The sequence below is a fragment of the Pseudomonas sp. MB-090624 genome (assembly GCF_003205245.1).
GTDB lineage: Bacteria > Pseudomonadota > Gammaproteobacteria > Pseudomonadales > Pseudomonadaceae > Aquipseudomonas > Aquipseudomonas juntendi.
In genome coordinates, this window is the sequence record NZ_QJRK01000031.1 from 26033 (window position 1) to 40253 (window position 14221).

Genomic DNA, 14221 nt, shown 5'->3' on the forward strand with positions numbered 1-14221 from the left:
CAACTGGCGAACCCGGTTGCTTGCCAGCATCAGCTGACTGATCCGGCGTCGTCTCCACGTATCGAGCGAGGTGACGTCATGAGTATTTTTAGCCACTTCCAACAACGTTTCGAGTCAACGCGCCAGGAAGAACTCTCGCTGCAGGAGTACCTCGAGCTGTGCAAAGAGGATCGCAGTGCCTACGCATCGGCGGCCGAACGGCTGTTGCTGGCCATCGGTGAGCCAGAGCTGATCGACACCTCTACCAACTCCAGGCTGTCGCGCATTTTTTCCAACAAGGTGATCCGCCGCTATCCAGCCTTTGCCGACTTCCATGGCATGGAAGAGTGCATCGACCAGATCGTGTCCTACTTCCGCCACGCCGCCCAAGGCCTGGAGGAAAAGAAACAGATCCTCTACCTGCTGGGCCCGGTAGGTGGCGGTAAATCGTCGCTGGCGGAAAAACTCAAGCAGCTGATGGAGCGCGTACCCTTCTACGCCATCAAGGGCTCACCGGTGTTCGAATCGCCATTGGGCCTGTTCAACGCCAACGAAGACGGGGCCATTCTCGAGGAAGAGTTCGGCATCCCGCGGCGCTACCTCAACACCATCATGTCGCCCTGGGCCACCAAGCGGCTGCAGGAGTTCGGCGGCGATATTTCCAAATTCAAAGTGGTCAAGCTCTACCCTTCCATCCTCAACCAGATCGCCATTGCCAAGACCGAACCGGGCGATGAAAACAACCAGGACATCTCTGCTCTGGTCGGCAAGGTCGACATTCGCAAGCTCGAGGAATACCCACAGAACGACGCCGACGCCTACAGCTACTCGGGGGCACTGTGCCGGGCCAACCAGGGCCTGATGGAATTCGTGGAAATGTTCAAGGCGCCGATCAAGGTCCTGCACCCCTTGCTCACCGCCACCCAGGAAGGTAACTACAACAGTACCGAAGGCCTCGGGGCCATCCCGTACACCGGCATCCTGTTGGCCCACTCCAACGAATCGGAGTGGCACACCTTCCGTAACAACAAGAACAACGAAGCGTTCATCGACCGGATCTACATCGTCAAGGTGCCGTACTGCCTGCGCGTCAGCGACGAAATCAGGATCTACGACAAATTGCTGGTCAACAGTTCGCTGTCCAAGGCCCATTGCGCACCGGACACGCTGAAAATGCTGGCGCAATTCACGGTGCTGTCGCGGCTCAAAGAGCCTGAAAACTCCAATATCTATTCGAAAATGCGCGTGTACGACGGTGAAAACCTCAAGGACACCGATCCGAAGGCCAAGTCGATTCAGGAATACCGCGACTCGGCCGGCGTCGACGAGGGCATGAATGGCCTGTCGACCCGCTTCGCCTTCAAGATCCTGTCCAAGGTGTTCAACTTCGACCCACACGAAATTGCCGCCAACCCCGTGCACCTGTTGTATGTGCTGGAGCAGCAGATCGAACAGGAACAGTTCCCTGCAGAAGTGCGCGAACGCTACCTGCGCTACCTGAAGGAGTACCTGGCACCGCGCTACATCGAGTTCATCGGCAAGGAAATCCAGACAGCGTACCTGGAGTCCTACAGCGAATACGGCCAGAACATCTTCGACCGCTATGTGCTGTACGCCGACTTCTGGATCCAGGACCAGGAATACCGCGACCCGGAAACCGGCGAGATCCTCAACCGCATCGCGCTCAACGAAGAGCTGGAGAAAATCGAGAAGCCGGCCGGCATCAGCAACCCGAAAGACTTCCGCAACGAGATCGTCAACTTCGTACTGCGCGCACGCGCCAACAACAATGGCAAGAACCCAAGCTGGCTGAGCTACGAAAAACTGCGGGTGGTGATCGAGAAGAAAATGTTCTCCAACACCGAAGACCTGCTGCCGGTCATCAGCTTCAATGCCAAAGCCAGCAAAGAGGACCAGAAGAAACACAACGACTTCGTCACCCGAATGGTGGAGCGTGGTTATACCGACAAGCAGGTGCGCCTGCTGTCGGAGTGGTACCTGCGGGTCAGGAAATCGCAATAAAGCGGCAAGCCGCCTAGTGCCAAGCTACAAGCTGCAAGCCACAAGCTGGCTGGCGCCGGCGCATGCCAGGCGCCAGCATCTGCGGCAGCGATGGCTGTTTTTACTTGCAGCTTGAAGCTTACCGCTTGGCGTCCAGGGCTTGTGGCTTGCAGCTGCTCCAGCTACCGGAGGGACCATGAGCTACGTTATAGACCGCCGCCTGAACGGCAAGAACAAGAGCACGGTCAACCGCCAGCGCTTCCTGCGGCGGTACCGCGAACACATCAAGAAGGCCGTCGAAGAGGCGGTAAGCCGCCGCTCCATCATGGACATGGAACACGGCGAACAGATCAGCATTCCCGGGCGTGATATCGACGAACCGGTGCTGCACCATGGCCGCGGGGGCAAACAGACGATCGTGCACCCCGGCAACAAGGAGTTCACTGCCGGTGAACACATACCCAGGCCGCAAGGCGGCGGCGGGGGGGGCGGCGGCCGTGGCAAGGCCGGCAACTCCGGCGAAGGCATGGACGAATTCGTCTTTCAGATCACCCAGGAAGAGTTCCTCGAATTCATGTTCGAAGACCTCGAATTGCCCAACCTGGTCAAACGCCACCTGACCGGTGCCGACACCTTCAAAACTGTGCGCGCCGGTATCGCCAACGAAGGCAACCCGTCGCGCATCAACATCGTGCGCACCCTGCGCTCGGCCCACGCCCGACGTATCGCCCTGACCGGCAGCAGCCGTGCCCTGCTGCGCGAAGCACAGAAAGAGCTGGCGCGCCTGCGCGTAGAGGAACCGGACAATTTCACCGATATCCAGGAAATCGAACAGGAAATCGAGCGCCTCAAGGCACGCATCAACCGCCTGCCGTTTCTCGACACCTTCGACCTCAAGTACAACCTGCTGGTCAAGCAACCCAACCCCAGCTCAAAGGCGGTGATGTTCTGCCTGATGGACGTGTCCGGTTCGATGACCCAGGCGACCAAAGACATCGCCAAGCGCTTCTTCATCCTGCTGTATCTGTTCCTCAAGCGTAATTACGACCGCATCGAAGTCGTGTTCATTCGCCACCACACCAGTGCCCGCGAAGTGGACGAGGAAGAATTTTTTTACTCGCGGGAAACCGGGGGCACCATCGTTTCCAGCGCACTCAAGCTAATGCAGGAGATCATGGCTGAACGCTACCCGGCCAGTGACTGGAACATCTATGCTGCCCAGGCGTCCGACGGCGACAACTGGAACGACGACTCGCCAATCTGCCGCGATATCCTGGCCAAGCAGATCATGCCGCACGTGCAGTACTACACTTACGTCGAAATCACCCCCCGTGAGCACCAGGCGCTGTGGTACGAATACGAACGCATCGGCGAGGCCTTCCCCGACACGTTTGCCCAACAGCAGTTGGTATCGGCCGGCGACATCTACCCGGTCTTCCGTGAACTCTTCCAGCGCAGGTTAGCCACATGACCGCCAGAGCACAGAGACGCCAACCCATTTCCACCGGGTCCGAATGGACGTTCGAACTGATCCAGACCTACGACCGGGAAATCAGCCGCCTGGCCGAGCGCTACGCCCTGGACACCTACCCCAACCAGATCGAGGTGATCACGGCCGAGCAGATGATGGACGCCTACGCTTCCGTCGGCATGCCGCTGGGCTATCACCACTGGTCCTACGGCAAGCAGTTCCTCAGCACGGAAAAGTCCTATAGCCGTGGTCAGATGGGCCTGGCCTACGAGATCGTGATCAACTCCGACCCCTGCATCGCTTACCTGATGGAAGAAAACACCATGTGCATGCAGGCACTGGTGATCGCCCATGCCTGCTATGGGCATAACAGCTTCTTCAAAGGCAACTACCTGTTCCGCACCTGGACGGATGCCAGCTCGATCATCGACTACCTGGTGTTCGCCAAGCAGTACATCGCGCAGTGCGAGGAACGCCACGGCATCGACGCCGTGGAAGATCTGATCGACTCCTGCCATGCCCTGATGAACTACGGCGTAGACCGCTACAAGCGGCCCTACCCTATTTCTGCCGAAGAGGAGCGGCGCCGGCAACAGGAGCGCGAGGAACACTTGCAGCGGCAGATCAACGACCTGTGGCGGACCATCCCGAAAAGCGCCGAAAAGGGCAATGACCGCGATGAAGGGCGCTTCCCCGCCGAGCCGCAGGAAAACATCCTGTACTTCATCGAAAAGAACGCCCCGCTGCTGGAACCCTGGCAACGGGAAGTGGTGCGCATCGTGCGCAAGATAGCCCAGTATTTCTACCCGCAGCGCCAGACCCAGGTGATGAACGAAGGCTGGGCAACCTTCTGGCACTACACCCTGATGAACGACTTGTACGACGAGGGGCTGATAACTGAAGGCTTCATGATGGAGTTTCTGCAGTCGCACACCAGTGTGGTGTTCCAGCCTGGTTTCGACAGCCCGTACTACAGCGGCATCAACCCTTACGCGCTGGGCTTTGCGATGTACACCGACATCCGCCGCATGTGCGAGAACCCAACCGAAGAGGATCGCCACTGGTTCCCCGACATTGCCGGCAGTGATTGGCTTTCTACCATCAAGTTCGCCATGAGCAGCTTCAAGGACGAGAGTTTCATCCTGCAATACCTGTCGCCCAAGGTAATGCGCGACCTCAAGCTGTTCAGCATTCTCGATGATGACCAACGGGACGATCTGCTGGTACCGGCCATTCACGACGAGTCGGGTTACCGGCTCATTCGCGAGCAGCTGGCAGCCCAGTACAACCTGGGCAACCGTGAGCCGAACGTGCAGATCTGGAGTGTCGACCGCCGTGGGGACCGCTCCCTCACCCTGCGTCACCAGCAGCACAACCGCAAACCGCTCGGCGACTCGACCGACGAAGTCCTCAAGCACCTGCATCGGCTGTGGGGCTTCGATATCCACCTGGAGACCGTGCAAGGCGAGCAGGTGGTCAAGACCCACCACATGCCGCCACGCGGCGAGCACGGCGACGGCGGCGAATACGGCCGCATGGACCTGGCGGTGATTCACCATCTCTGAAGCCACGCCATGACTGCCGGCGGGTTATGCTGTCGGCAGTTATGGAGAGTTGCTCATGCACATTTACAAGGTTGGCGGTGCCGTACGTGACCGCCTGCTCGGCCGACCGGTCAGCGATATCGACTGGCTGGTGGTCGGTGCCAGCGTCGAGGAAATGCTGGCCAAGGGTTACCGCCCGGTCGGCGCCGACTTCCCGGTATTCCTGCACCCGAAAACCGGCGAGGAATACGCCCTGGCCCGTACCGAACGCAAAAGCGGGCGCGGCTACGGTGGCTTCACCTTCCATGCCAGCCCCGACGTAACCCTGGAAGAAGACCTGATCCGCCGCGACCTGACCATCAATGCCATGGCCGAGGATGAGGCCGGGCAGGTTCATGACCCTTACCAGGGCGCGCGGGACCTGGACCAACGCCTGTTACGCCACGTTTCCCCAGCGTTCGCTGAAGACCCCCTGCGTGTGCTGCGGGTGGCGCGCTTTGCTGCGCGCTATGCACCCTTGGGCTTTCGGGTCGCCGATGAAACCCTGGAGCTGATGCGCCAGATCAGTGCCTCGGGCGAATTGCAGGCCTTGACTGCAGAGCGCAGCTGGAAGGAGATCGAGCGCGCGCTGATGGAGGCGCAGCCGCAGGTGTTCTTCCAGGTCCTGCATGCGTGCGCCGCCCTCCGGGAACTGTTGCCTGAGCTTGATAGCGCCCCCCAAGCCCTGGCTGCGCTGGGACAAGCAGCTGCGCATCACCAGCCCCTGCACGTGCGCTGGGCCTGCCTGTTGCACCAGTTGCCCCCCGCCTCGATCAAGACCGTCAACCAACGCCTCAAGGCGCCGCGGGAATGCCAGGAGCTGGCCCTGCTGACGGGTGAGTGCCTGGTGCAGGCTGATCAGGCGCTGCAGCTGCCTGCCATGTCACTGCTGGCGCTGTTGCAGAAGTTCGATGTGTACCGGCGCCCGCAGCGGTTTGAGGATTTCCTGGCTGCCTGCGAGATGGTGGCACTGGGGAATTGCAAAGCGGGTTATCCACAGGGCGAGTATTTGCGTGGCGCTGCGGCAGCGGCGCGGGCGGTGGATGTGAAGCCGCTTGTGCAGGCTGGGCTGACTGGCCAGGCACTGGGCGAAGCGCTCAAAGCGCAGCGGCTGAAAGCGCTTGAGGCTTACCGGCACCGCTAGTGCTACCGGCCCTTTCGCGACCAAAGCCGCTCCCATAGGTAGCGCGCCAACGTGAAGGCAACACAGCCCCTGTGGGAGATTCTATGGTTTCTGGCAAGGGTAGCCGCAGCACCTTCAGCGCCTGTGAGATCGAGCGCCGCCCGCGCGGCGCATCGCGAGCTGCGCTCGCTCCTACGTTTGTTTCGGGCCAGTAACCCCTGTGCCAGATGCGCGCGGCCGCCTTGTTCGTACGACGCGATTTTGAGGCATGCGCCAAGGCGTTCGCGCGCAAATCCCACAGGAATAATTGGCCCGAAACAAACGTAGGAGCGAGCGCAGCTCGCGATGCGCCGCGCGGGCGGCGCTCGCTCTAACAGGCGCTGCATACCTTGTGGCAAACACCTGTCAGCCCTGATGCGATCCCCGTGGGAGCTGGCTTGCCCGCGAAGCAGGCGACGCTGTGCCTGGCACCGGCTCCGCCGGTGTTCGCGGGCATGCCCGCTCCCACAGGGGCCTGCGCTGGCTTGAAGTTGCCGCCGGACTTGCACGAGCAACTGTCTTTCTCAAAATTAGAAGCCTGCGCGATTCACCTGTGGGAGCGGGCAAGCCCGCGAAAAGGCCGGAATAGGCTTACGCCGGCGTCAACTGCAACCCACGCCACTCAAAGGCAACCGGTGCCAGCACTTGGTCGATCTGCGCGTCCTGCCACAACTGCCCCATGGTCTTGCCCGCCCCCGGATGCACCAGTTCCGGCGCCAGCAGCGACAGCGGCCATAACACGAAGGCGTTCTTCAAGATCTCTGCCCGGGGCAGTACCAGCCCATCGAAGTTGCCATGCAGGTCGTCATACATCAGCACGTCGATATCCAGCGGCAACCCTTTGCGGTCAGGCGCATAACGGCCATTGTCGGCCTCGATGAACTTCAGCCTGCGGTCCAGTTCGATCAACGGCAGCGCGGTTTGCCCGCTGACCACGAAATTGATGAATGGCCCGCTCTTGATCCCCACCGCCTGGCTTTCGAAAGCCGGAGAGCAGCGCATGTCGGTGAGAATCGCGGCCAACGCATCAAGCCCGGCACACAAATGCGCCTCACGGTCGACATTGCTGCCAAGGCCCAGGTAAACCGTGCTCAGAGACATCCGCGCTCGATCTCCACGCCAACACCGCCACGGGCCGCCGGCACCGCGCCAGGCTTGGTCAGCTTCAACCGCACCCACGGGATGTGGAACTCTTCCATCAAGGCAGCCACCAGGCGCTCGGCAAAAGTTTCCACCAGCTCGAAACGGGCCTGCTCGGCGAATGCCTGGATACGCGCCGAAACGCTGGCGTAATCCAGGGCCAGGTTCAGGTCGTCGCCGGCCGCCGCGGGGCGGTTGTCCCAGGCAAAGCTCAAGTCCAGGCGCAAGCACTGGCGAATATCCCGCTCCCAGTCATAGGCACCGATAACGGTATCGACTTCCAGGCCTTCGATGAACACTCTGTCCAAGCACTTCTCTCCACAGCACGACAAGGGCGACTGGCGCCGTTAGAATCAGGGCGTCCTCGCCCGGAATAGTTAGCATGTTTTGGTTACTGGCGTTGCTCGCCTACCTGCTCGGCTCGCTGTCCTTCGCCATTGTTCTCAGCCGCCTCTCAGGCAGCCCGGACCCGCGTTCCAGTGGTTCAGGCAATGCCGGCGCTACCAACATGCTACGCCTGGCAGGCCGTAAAATGGCGATCCTGACCCTGCTTGGCGACCTGTTCAAGGGCCTGCTGCCAGTATTGCTCGCCCGCCTCGCCGGGCTGGACCTGCAAGAACAGGCCTGGGTAGGCGTGTATGCAGTGCTGGGCCACCTGTTTCCAGTGTACTTCCGCTTTCAGGGTGGCAAAGGCGTGGCGACGGCTGCCGGCATGCTCATGGGCCTGTATTTCCCCGCCGCGCTGCTGGCGGTTGGCGCCTGGCTGCTGATTTTCTACCTCACCCGTACCAGCTCGCTGGCCGCGCTGATCGCCACCCCGCTGACCTTGCCATTGCTGGCCTGGCGCGAGCCGGAAGCCCTGCTGCCGATCACGGTGCTCACCGCCTTGATCGTCTGGAGCCACCGCAGCAACCTGCGCGATTTGTTTGCCGGGCGCGAACGCCACTTCTGAACCTTGCCGCCCACCGTTACAGCGGTGGCAGTTGCTCCATCGGCCAGCGTGCCTGCACGCTGATCCCCAGGCCCTGCTGCTGCCCGGCCAGCAGCCGCTGGCAGCCGGCATAGGCGATCATCGCGCCGTTGTCGGTGCAGAACTGCGGCCGCGCGTAATATACGTTGCCCTTCATGCCGGCCAGCATCTCTTCCAGCGAGGCGCGCAAGGCCTTGTTGGCACTTACGCCACCGGCGATGACCAGGCGCTTGAGGCCCGTCTGCTTGAGGGCCCGCTTGCACTTGATGGTCAAAGTCTCTACCACGGCCTGCTGGAATGCCAGCGACACGTCGCAACGGGTTTGCTCGCCGTCGTCGCCAGCATTCTTGCACTGCTGCCAGGTGTTCAGGGCGAACGTCTTCAGGCCACTGAAGCTAAATTCCAGGCCAGGGCGATCGGTCATCGGCCTGGGGAACACAAAGCGCCCAGGCACGCCCTGCTCGGCCAGGCGCGCGATTTCCGGGCCACCCGGGTAATTCAGGCCAATCAGCTTGGCGGTCTTGTCGAAGGCTTCGCCAGCGGCATCGTCCAGGCTCTCGCCCAGCAGCTCGTATTGGCCGATGCCATCCACCCGAACCAGCTGGGTATGGCCGCCGGACACCAACAAAGCGACGAACGGAAACTCGGGCGGGTTCTCCTCCAGCATGGGCGCCAGCAGGTGGCCTTCCATGTGGTGTACGCCAATTGCCGGAATGTCCCAGGCAAATGCCAGCGCCTGGGCGCACGACGCCCCCACCAGCAAGGCCCCGACCAGGCCGGGGCCGGCGGTATAGGCGATGGCGTCGATTTCGGTGGCGACACAGCCCGCCTCGTCCAGCACCTGGCGGATGAGGGGCAGCATGCGCTTGACGTGGTCACGCGAGGCAAGCTCGGGCACCACACCGCCAAACACGCGGTGCAGGTCGATCTGGCTGAACAGCGCGTCGGCCAACAAACCGCGTTCGCTGTCGTATAATGCGACGCCAGTTTCGTCGCAGGATGTTTCCAATCCCAGTACTAGCATGGGCTCGTCCCTTGTGGGGGCTGAATTCGAAGCCGCGCATGATAGTCCCCGTGCCGAGTGCCGACCAGCGGTTTTCGATCAGAGGCTTTGCATTCCGGCTTGCTAAGGGTTAACATCCGCAACCCTTGAAAACCGACGTTCTCCAGCACACCTTTGTTTTGCCAGGAGCACGTCTACCCCGGTAATGAATTAAGGTAGCCCTGGATGCCAGCCGTCAAAGTTAAAGAGAACGAACCCTTCGACGTAGCTCTGCGTCGTTTCAAGCGCTCCTGCGAAAAAGCCGGTGTACTGGCTGAAGTTCGTAGCCGCGAGTTTTACGAGAAGCCGACCGCAGAGCGTAAGCGCAAGGCAGCTGCTGCTGTTAAGCGTCACGCCAAGAAAGTTCAGCGCGAACAGCGCCGCGCCGTTCGTCTGTACTAATACAGGCGTTCAACGCAAAGCTTCTGCCCTGCCCGGCTAACGCCGGGCGATGGCAGTGGTCGTTTTACACTTGGGCAGCCAGCCCAAGGCCCCGCACAAGCTTCACGCGAACTGCATACGGGCAACCTGCCTGAAACGTCAGAGCTGGTCTTCGCTGTTCCATGACCAGACGTGCACGTCAGACTGACGGGCCCCTAGTGGCCGGCGGCGAGCACACATTTCCTCGCACCATATCAAGCGGCACCCGCCCCATTCGGCGCGCGAGCGATTAGACTTGCCAGTTGCCAGATGACGAGACTGCCATGGCCGGGCTGATTCCCCAGAGCTTCATTGACGACCTGATCAACCGCCTCGACATCGTCGATGTGGTGAGTTCGCGCGTCCAGCTGAAAAAAACCGGCAAGAACTACTCCGCCTGCTGCCCGTTCCACAAGGAAAAAACCCCTTCCTTTACGGTCAGCCCCGACAAGCAGTTCTACTACTGCTTCGGCTGCGGCGCCGGTGGCAACGCCCTGGGCTTTGTCATGGACCACGACAACCTGGATTTCCCCCAGGCCGTCGAGGAGCTGGCCCGCGCCGCCGGCATGGAAGTGCCCCGCGAACAAGGGCGCCGTGACAACAAGCCACGCCAGCCCACCGATTCGCCACTATACCCACTGCTGGATGCAGCCTCCGAGTTCTACCGCCAGGCGTTGCGCAGCCACCCGACCCGCAAGGCGGCGGTGGACTACCTCAAAGGCCGTGGCCTGTCCGGGGAAATTGCCCGCGATTTCTGCCTGGGCTTCGCCCCGCCCGGCTGGGACAACCTGCTCAAGCACCTAGGCGCCGACGCCCTGCAGCAGAAGGTGATGATCGATGCCGGCCTGCTGATCGAGAACGCCGAAAGCGGCAAGCGCTACGATCGCTTCCGCGACCGGGTAATGTTCCCCATCCGTGACAGCCGCGGGCGCATCATCGCCTTCGGTGGCCGGGTGCTCGGCGACGACAAACCCAAGTACCTGAACTCCCCGGAAACCCCGGTATTCCACAAGGGCCAGGAACTGTACGGGTTGTACGAGGCGCGCAAGCACAACCGCAACCTCGACGAAATCATCGTTGTCGAGGGCTATATGGATGTCATCGCCCTCGCCCAGCAAGGCTTGCGCAATGCCGTGGCCACCCTTGGCACCGCCACCAGCGAAGAACACCTCAAGCGCCTGTTCCGCGTGGTGCCCAGCGTGCTGTTCTGCTTCGACGGCGACCAGGCCGGGCGCAAAGCGGCATGGCGCGCGCTGGAATCGGCGCTGCCCAATCTGCAGGACGGCCGTCGGGCGCGCTTCCTGTTCCTGCCTGAAGGCGAAGACCCAGACAGCCTGGTACGCGCCGAAGGCACCGACGCCTTCATGGCCCGCATCAACCAGCACGCCCAGCCGCTGGCCGACTACTTCTTCGAGCAACTGGGCGTCGAAGCCGACCCGCGCTCGCTGGAAGGCAAGGCCCACATGGCGACCCTGGCCGCACCGTTGATCGAAAAGATTCCCGGCGCCAACCTGCGCCAGCTGATGCGCAACCGCCTGAGAGAAATCACCGGCCTCGACCCTCAACAGGTCGAGCAACTGGCCCAGCATGCACCCGCGCCCACCAGCATGCCGGACTACGACCCTGGCTACGATTACGACGCCATGGCCAGCTACACCCCCGACTATGGTGACATGCCGCAGTTCGAGCCGGCGCCGTTCCAGCAGGAGCAGGCCTGGAAGCCCAACAAGGGCGGCGGCAAGAAGCCGTGGGGCGACAAACCATGGGACAAGAACCGCAAGGGCGGGAAAAACTGGCAGCGCGATGAAGCGCCGCCACGGGTGCCGGCGCCGGTCGAACCACCTACCCTGGCGGCCCTGCGCACCCTGCTGCACCACCCGCTGCTGGCGGGCAAGGTGGAAGATGCCAGCCACTTTGCCGACGAAGAGCACCTGTACAGCCAACTGCTGGTGGCATTGATCGAAGCCGCACAGAAAAATCCTGGGCTAAGCTCAATGCAGCTGATTGCACGCTGGCATGGCACCGAACAGGGCCGCCTGCTGCGGGCCTTGGCAGAAAAGGAATGGCTGATCGTGGCCGACAACCTTGAACAACAGTTTTTCGACACCATTACTAGCTTGTCCGCCCGCCAACGCGAGCGCAGCCTGGAACAACTGCTCAGGAAATCACGTCAAAGCGAATTGACCAGCGAGGAAAAAACCCAGCTCCTCGCCTTGCTGAGCCGGAATGTTCCCGCACAAACGCCGACCTCATCTGGCGCGTGAGGCCCATGCTCGGGTATAATCCTCGGCTTGTTTTTTGCCCGCCAAGACCTTCAGTGGATAGGGTGTTATGTCCGGAAAAGCGCAACAGCAGTCTCGTATCAAAGAGTTGATCACCCGCGGTCGTGAGCAGGGCTACCTGACTTACGCGGAGGTCAACGACCACCTGCCTGAGGATATTTCAGATCCGGAACAGGTGGAAGACATCATCCGCATGATCAACGACATGGGGATCAACGTATTCGAGAGTGCTCCGGATGCGGATGCCCTTCTGTTGGCGGAAGCCGACACCGACGAAGCCGCGGCCGAAGAAGCCGCTGCTGCGTTGGCGGCAGTTGAAACCGATATCGGCCGCACGACCGACCCGGTGCGCATGTACATGCGCGAAATGGGTACGGTCGAGCTGCTGACCCGCGAAGGCGAGATCGAAATCGCCAAGCGTATCGAGGAAGGCATTCGTGAAGTCATGGGCGCCATCGCCCACTTCCCGGGCACTGTCGATTACATTCTCGGCGAATATGACCGTGTCACCGCCGAAGGTGGCCGCCTGTCCGATGTTCTCAGCGGTTACATCGACCCTGACGACAATATTGCAGCGCCTACCGACGAGGTGCCAGTCATCGGCGCCAAGGCCCCAGCGGCCAAGGAAGAGTCGGACGAGGAAGACGAAGAAAGCGAAGGCAGTGACGACGAAGAAGAGACCGAAAGCGGTCCCGACCCCGTTGTCGCCGCACAGCGTTTCGGTGCGGTCAACGACCAGCTTCAGGTCACCAATAAGGTTCTGAAGAAACACGGTCGCAACCACAAGGAAAGCATCGAGGCCCTGCAGGCCCTGGCTGACCTGTTCATGCCGATCAAACTGGTACCGAAGCAGTTCGAGGTACTGGTCGAGCGCGTGCGTGACGCCTTGAGCCGTCTGCGCCAGCAAGAACGCGCCATCATGCAGCTGTGCGTGCGTGACGCCCGCATGCCGCGCGCCGACTTCCTGCGCATGTTCCCAAGCAACGAAACCGACCAGACCTGGAGCGGTGACCTGGCCAAGCGCAACACCAAATGGGCTGCTGCCCTGGGTGAAAAGGACGCCGCCATCGTCGCTTGCCAGCAAAAGCTGATCGACCTTGAGACCGAAACCGGCCTGACCGTTGCCGAGATCAAGGAAATCAACCGTCGCATGTCGATCGGTGAAGCCAAGGCCCGCCGCGCCAAGAAAGAAATGGTCGAGGCGAACCTGCGTCTGGTTATCTCCATCGCCAAGAAGTACACCAACCGTGGCCTGCAGTTCCTCGACCTGATCCAGGAAGGCAACATCGGCTTGATGAAGGCGGTGGACAAGTTCGAATACCGTCGTGGTTACAAGTTCTCGACCTACGCCACCTGGTGGATTCGCCAGGCAATCACCCGTTCGATCGCTGACCAGGCTCGCACCATTCGTATTCCGGTGCACATGATCGAGACGATCAACAAGCTCAACCGTATTTCCCGGCAGATGCTGCAGGAAATGGGTCGCGAACCGACCCCGGAAGAGCTGGGTGAGCGCATGGAAATGCCTGAGGACAAGATCCGCAAGGTGTTGAAAATCGCCAAAGAGCCGATTTCCATGGAAACCCCGATCGGTGACGACGAAGACTCGCACCTGGGCGACTTCATCGAGGACTCGACCATGCAGTCCCCGATCGATGTAGCCACGGTCGAGAGCCTGAAAGAAGCCACCCGTGACGTGCTCTCGGGCCTGACCGCACGCGAAGCCAAGGTGCTGCGCATGCGCTTCGGTATCGACATGAACACCGACCATACCCTCGAAGAGGTAGGCAAGCAGTTTGACGTGACCCGTGAGCGGATCCGTCAGATCGAAGCCAAGGCGTTGCGCAAATTGCGCCACCCGACGCGCAGCGAGCACCTGCGCTCCTTCCTCGACGAGTGATGAACAAACCCCGGCCCAGGCCTAATGCCTGTTAGTTAAGCGTTACTGGGGCTGCTTTGCAGCCCTTCGCGGGCACGCCCGCTCCCACTCAAGAAATGCGCGATCCCCTGTGGGAGCGGGCGTGCCCGCGAAGGGTCGCAAAGCGACCCCAAATTACTTAACTGACTCGCATTAGGCCCAGGCCTGGTTTTTTCTCAAGGCACTGTTGTATCTGACAAAAGGCCTTTTGTTCTTCCGCACACCAGCAGCAATGCCCGTCTACACTCGACTT

The 14221-nt window shown here is 61.1% G+C and carries 11 protein-coding genes; 8 read left to right on the forward strand and 3 right to left on the reverse strand.

The annotated features are described in order from the left end of the window. Positions 1-78 precede the first annotated feature (78 nt). From DMX12_RS17645 to DMX12_RS17660, 4 genes are all read left to right on the forward strand, one after another. Positions 79-2001 carry a PrkA family serine protein kinase gene (locus tag DMX12_RS17645; RefSeq protein ID WP_110679003.1) on the forward strand — a complete coding sequence of 641 codons (1923 nt, stop codon included), beginning with the start codon at positions 79-81 and terminating at the stop codon, positions 1999-2001. A gap of 175 nt (positions 2002-2176) precedes the next feature. After that, on the forward strand, positions 2177-3451 hold the full coding sequence (locus DMX12_RS17650) for a YeaH/YhbH family protein (RefSeq protein ID WP_110679005.1): 1275 nt from the start codon (positions 2177-2179) through the stop codon (positions 3449-3451). Next, positions 3448-5016: a SpoVR family protein gene (locus DMX12_RS17655; RefSeq protein ID WP_110679007.1), complete on the forward strand. Its 1569-nt coding sequence runs from the start codon at positions 3448-3450 to the stop codon at positions 5014-5016. The genes DMX12_RS17650 and DMX12_RS17655 overlap by 4 nt, the downstream gene beginning before the upstream one ends. A gap of 55 nt (positions 5017-5071) precedes the next feature. Then, on the forward strand, positions 5072-6178 hold the full coding sequence (locus tag DMX12_RS17660) for a multifunctional CCA tRNA nucleotidyl transferase/2'3'-cyclic phosphodiesterase/2'nucleotidase/phosphatase (protein WP_110679009.1): 1107 nt from the start codon (positions 5072-5074) through the stop codon (positions 6176-6178). Between the two features lie 609 nt (positions 6179-6787). Here the strand turns inward: DMX12_RS17660 and folK are convergent. Then, on the reverse strand, positions 6788-7297 hold the full coding sequence (folK, locus tag DMX12_RS17665) for a 2-amino-4-hydroxy-6-hydroxymethyldihydropteridine diphosphokinase (protein WP_054911844.1): 510 nt from the start codon (positions 7295-7297) through the stop codon (positions 6788-6790). Further along, positions 7288-7644 carry a dihydroneopterin aldolase gene (gene folB, locus DMX12_RS17670; RefSeq protein WP_009682799.1) on the reverse strand — a complete coding sequence of 119 codons (357 nt, stop codon included), beginning with the start codon at positions 7642-7644 and terminating at the stop codon, positions 7288-7290. The genes folK and folB overlap by 10 nt, the downstream gene beginning before the upstream one ends. Positions 7645-7718: 74 nt before the next feature. Between folB and plsY the strand changes: the two genes are divergently transcribed. Next, a complete protein-coding gene (gene plsY, locus DMX12_RS17675; RefSeq protein WP_110679011.1) occupies positions 7719-8288 on the forward strand; it encodes a glycerol-3-phosphate 1-O-acyltransferase PlsY in 570 nt (189 codons plus the stop codon). A 16-nt stretch (positions 8289-8304) separates the two neighbouring features. Here plsY and tsaD read toward each other — a convergent pair whose 3' ends face one another. Beyond that, positions 8305-9330: a tRNA (adenosine(37)-N6)-threonylcarbamoyltransferase complex transferase subunit TsaD gene (gene tsaD / locus DMX12_RS17680; RefSeq protein ID WP_009682801.1), complete on the reverse strand. Its 1026-nt coding sequence runs from the start codon at positions 9328-9330 to the stop codon at positions 8305-8307. A 204-nt stretch (positions 9331-9534) separates the two neighbouring features. Between tsaD and rpsU the strand changes: the two genes are divergently transcribed. The 3 genes from rpsU (at position 9535) to rpoD (ending at position 13950) form a co-directional block, all read left to right on the forward strand. Continuing rightward, the gene (rpsU, locus tag DMX12_RS17685; RefSeq protein WP_003255575.1) at positions 9535-9750 is read left to right on the forward strand and encodes a 30S ribosomal protein S21; all 216 of its coding nucleotides are present in this window, start codon (positions 9535-9537) and stop codon (positions 9748-9750) included. A 302-nt stretch (positions 9751-10052) separates the two neighbouring features. Next, positions 10053-12032: a DNA primase gene (dnaG, locus tag DMX12_RS17690; protein ID WP_110679013.1), complete on the forward strand. Its 1980-nt coding sequence runs from the start codon at positions 10053-10055 to the stop codon at positions 12030-12032. Between the two features lie 67 nt (positions 12033-12099). Then, positions 12100-13950: an RNA polymerase sigma factor RpoD gene (gene rpoD, locus DMX12_RS17695; protein ID WP_009682803.1), complete on the forward strand. Its 1851-nt coding sequence runs from the start codon at positions 12100-12102 to the stop codon at positions 13948-13950. The last annotated feature ends 271 nt before the right edge of the window (positions 13951-14221 follow it).

Coding starts and splice junctions, on each gene's coding strand:
- DMX12_RS17660 (WP_110679009.1), top strand. CDS start 5,072: ATGCACATTTACAAGGTTGGCGGTGCCGTACGTGACCGCCTGCTCGGC.
- tsaD (WP_009682801.1), bottom strand. CDS start 9,330: ATGCTAGTACTGGGATTGGAAACATCCTGCGACGAAACTGGCGTCGCA.
- DMX12_RS17645 (WP_110679003.1), top strand. CDS start 79: ATGAGTATTTTTAGCCACTTCCAACAACGTTTCGAGTCAACGCGCCAG.
- DMX12_RS17655 (WP_110679007.1), top strand. CDS start 3,448: ATGACCGCCAGAGCACAGAGACGCCAACCCATTTCCACCGGGTCCGAA.
- rpoD (WP_009682803.1), top strand. CDS start 12,100: ATGTCCGGAAAAGCGCAACAGCAGTCTCGTATCAAAGAGTTGATCACC.
- dnaG (WP_110679013.1), top strand. CDS start 10,053: ATGGCCGGGCTGATTCCCCAGAGCTTCATTGACGACCTGATCAACCGC.
- folK (WP_054911844.1), bottom strand. CDS start 7,297: ATGTCTCTGAGCACGGTTTACCTGGGCCTTGGCAGCAATGTCGACCGT.
- plsY (WP_110679011.1), top strand. CDS start 7,719: ATGTTTTGGTTACTGGCGTTGCTCGCCTACCTGCTCGGCTCGCTGTCC.
- DMX12_RS17650 (WP_110679005.1), top strand. CDS start 2,177: ATGAGCTACGTTATAGACCGCCGCCTGAACGGCAAGAACAAGAGCACG.
- rpsU (WP_003255575.1), top strand. CDS start 9,535: ATGCCAGCCGTCAAAGTTAAAGAGAACGAACCCTTCGACGTAGCTCTG.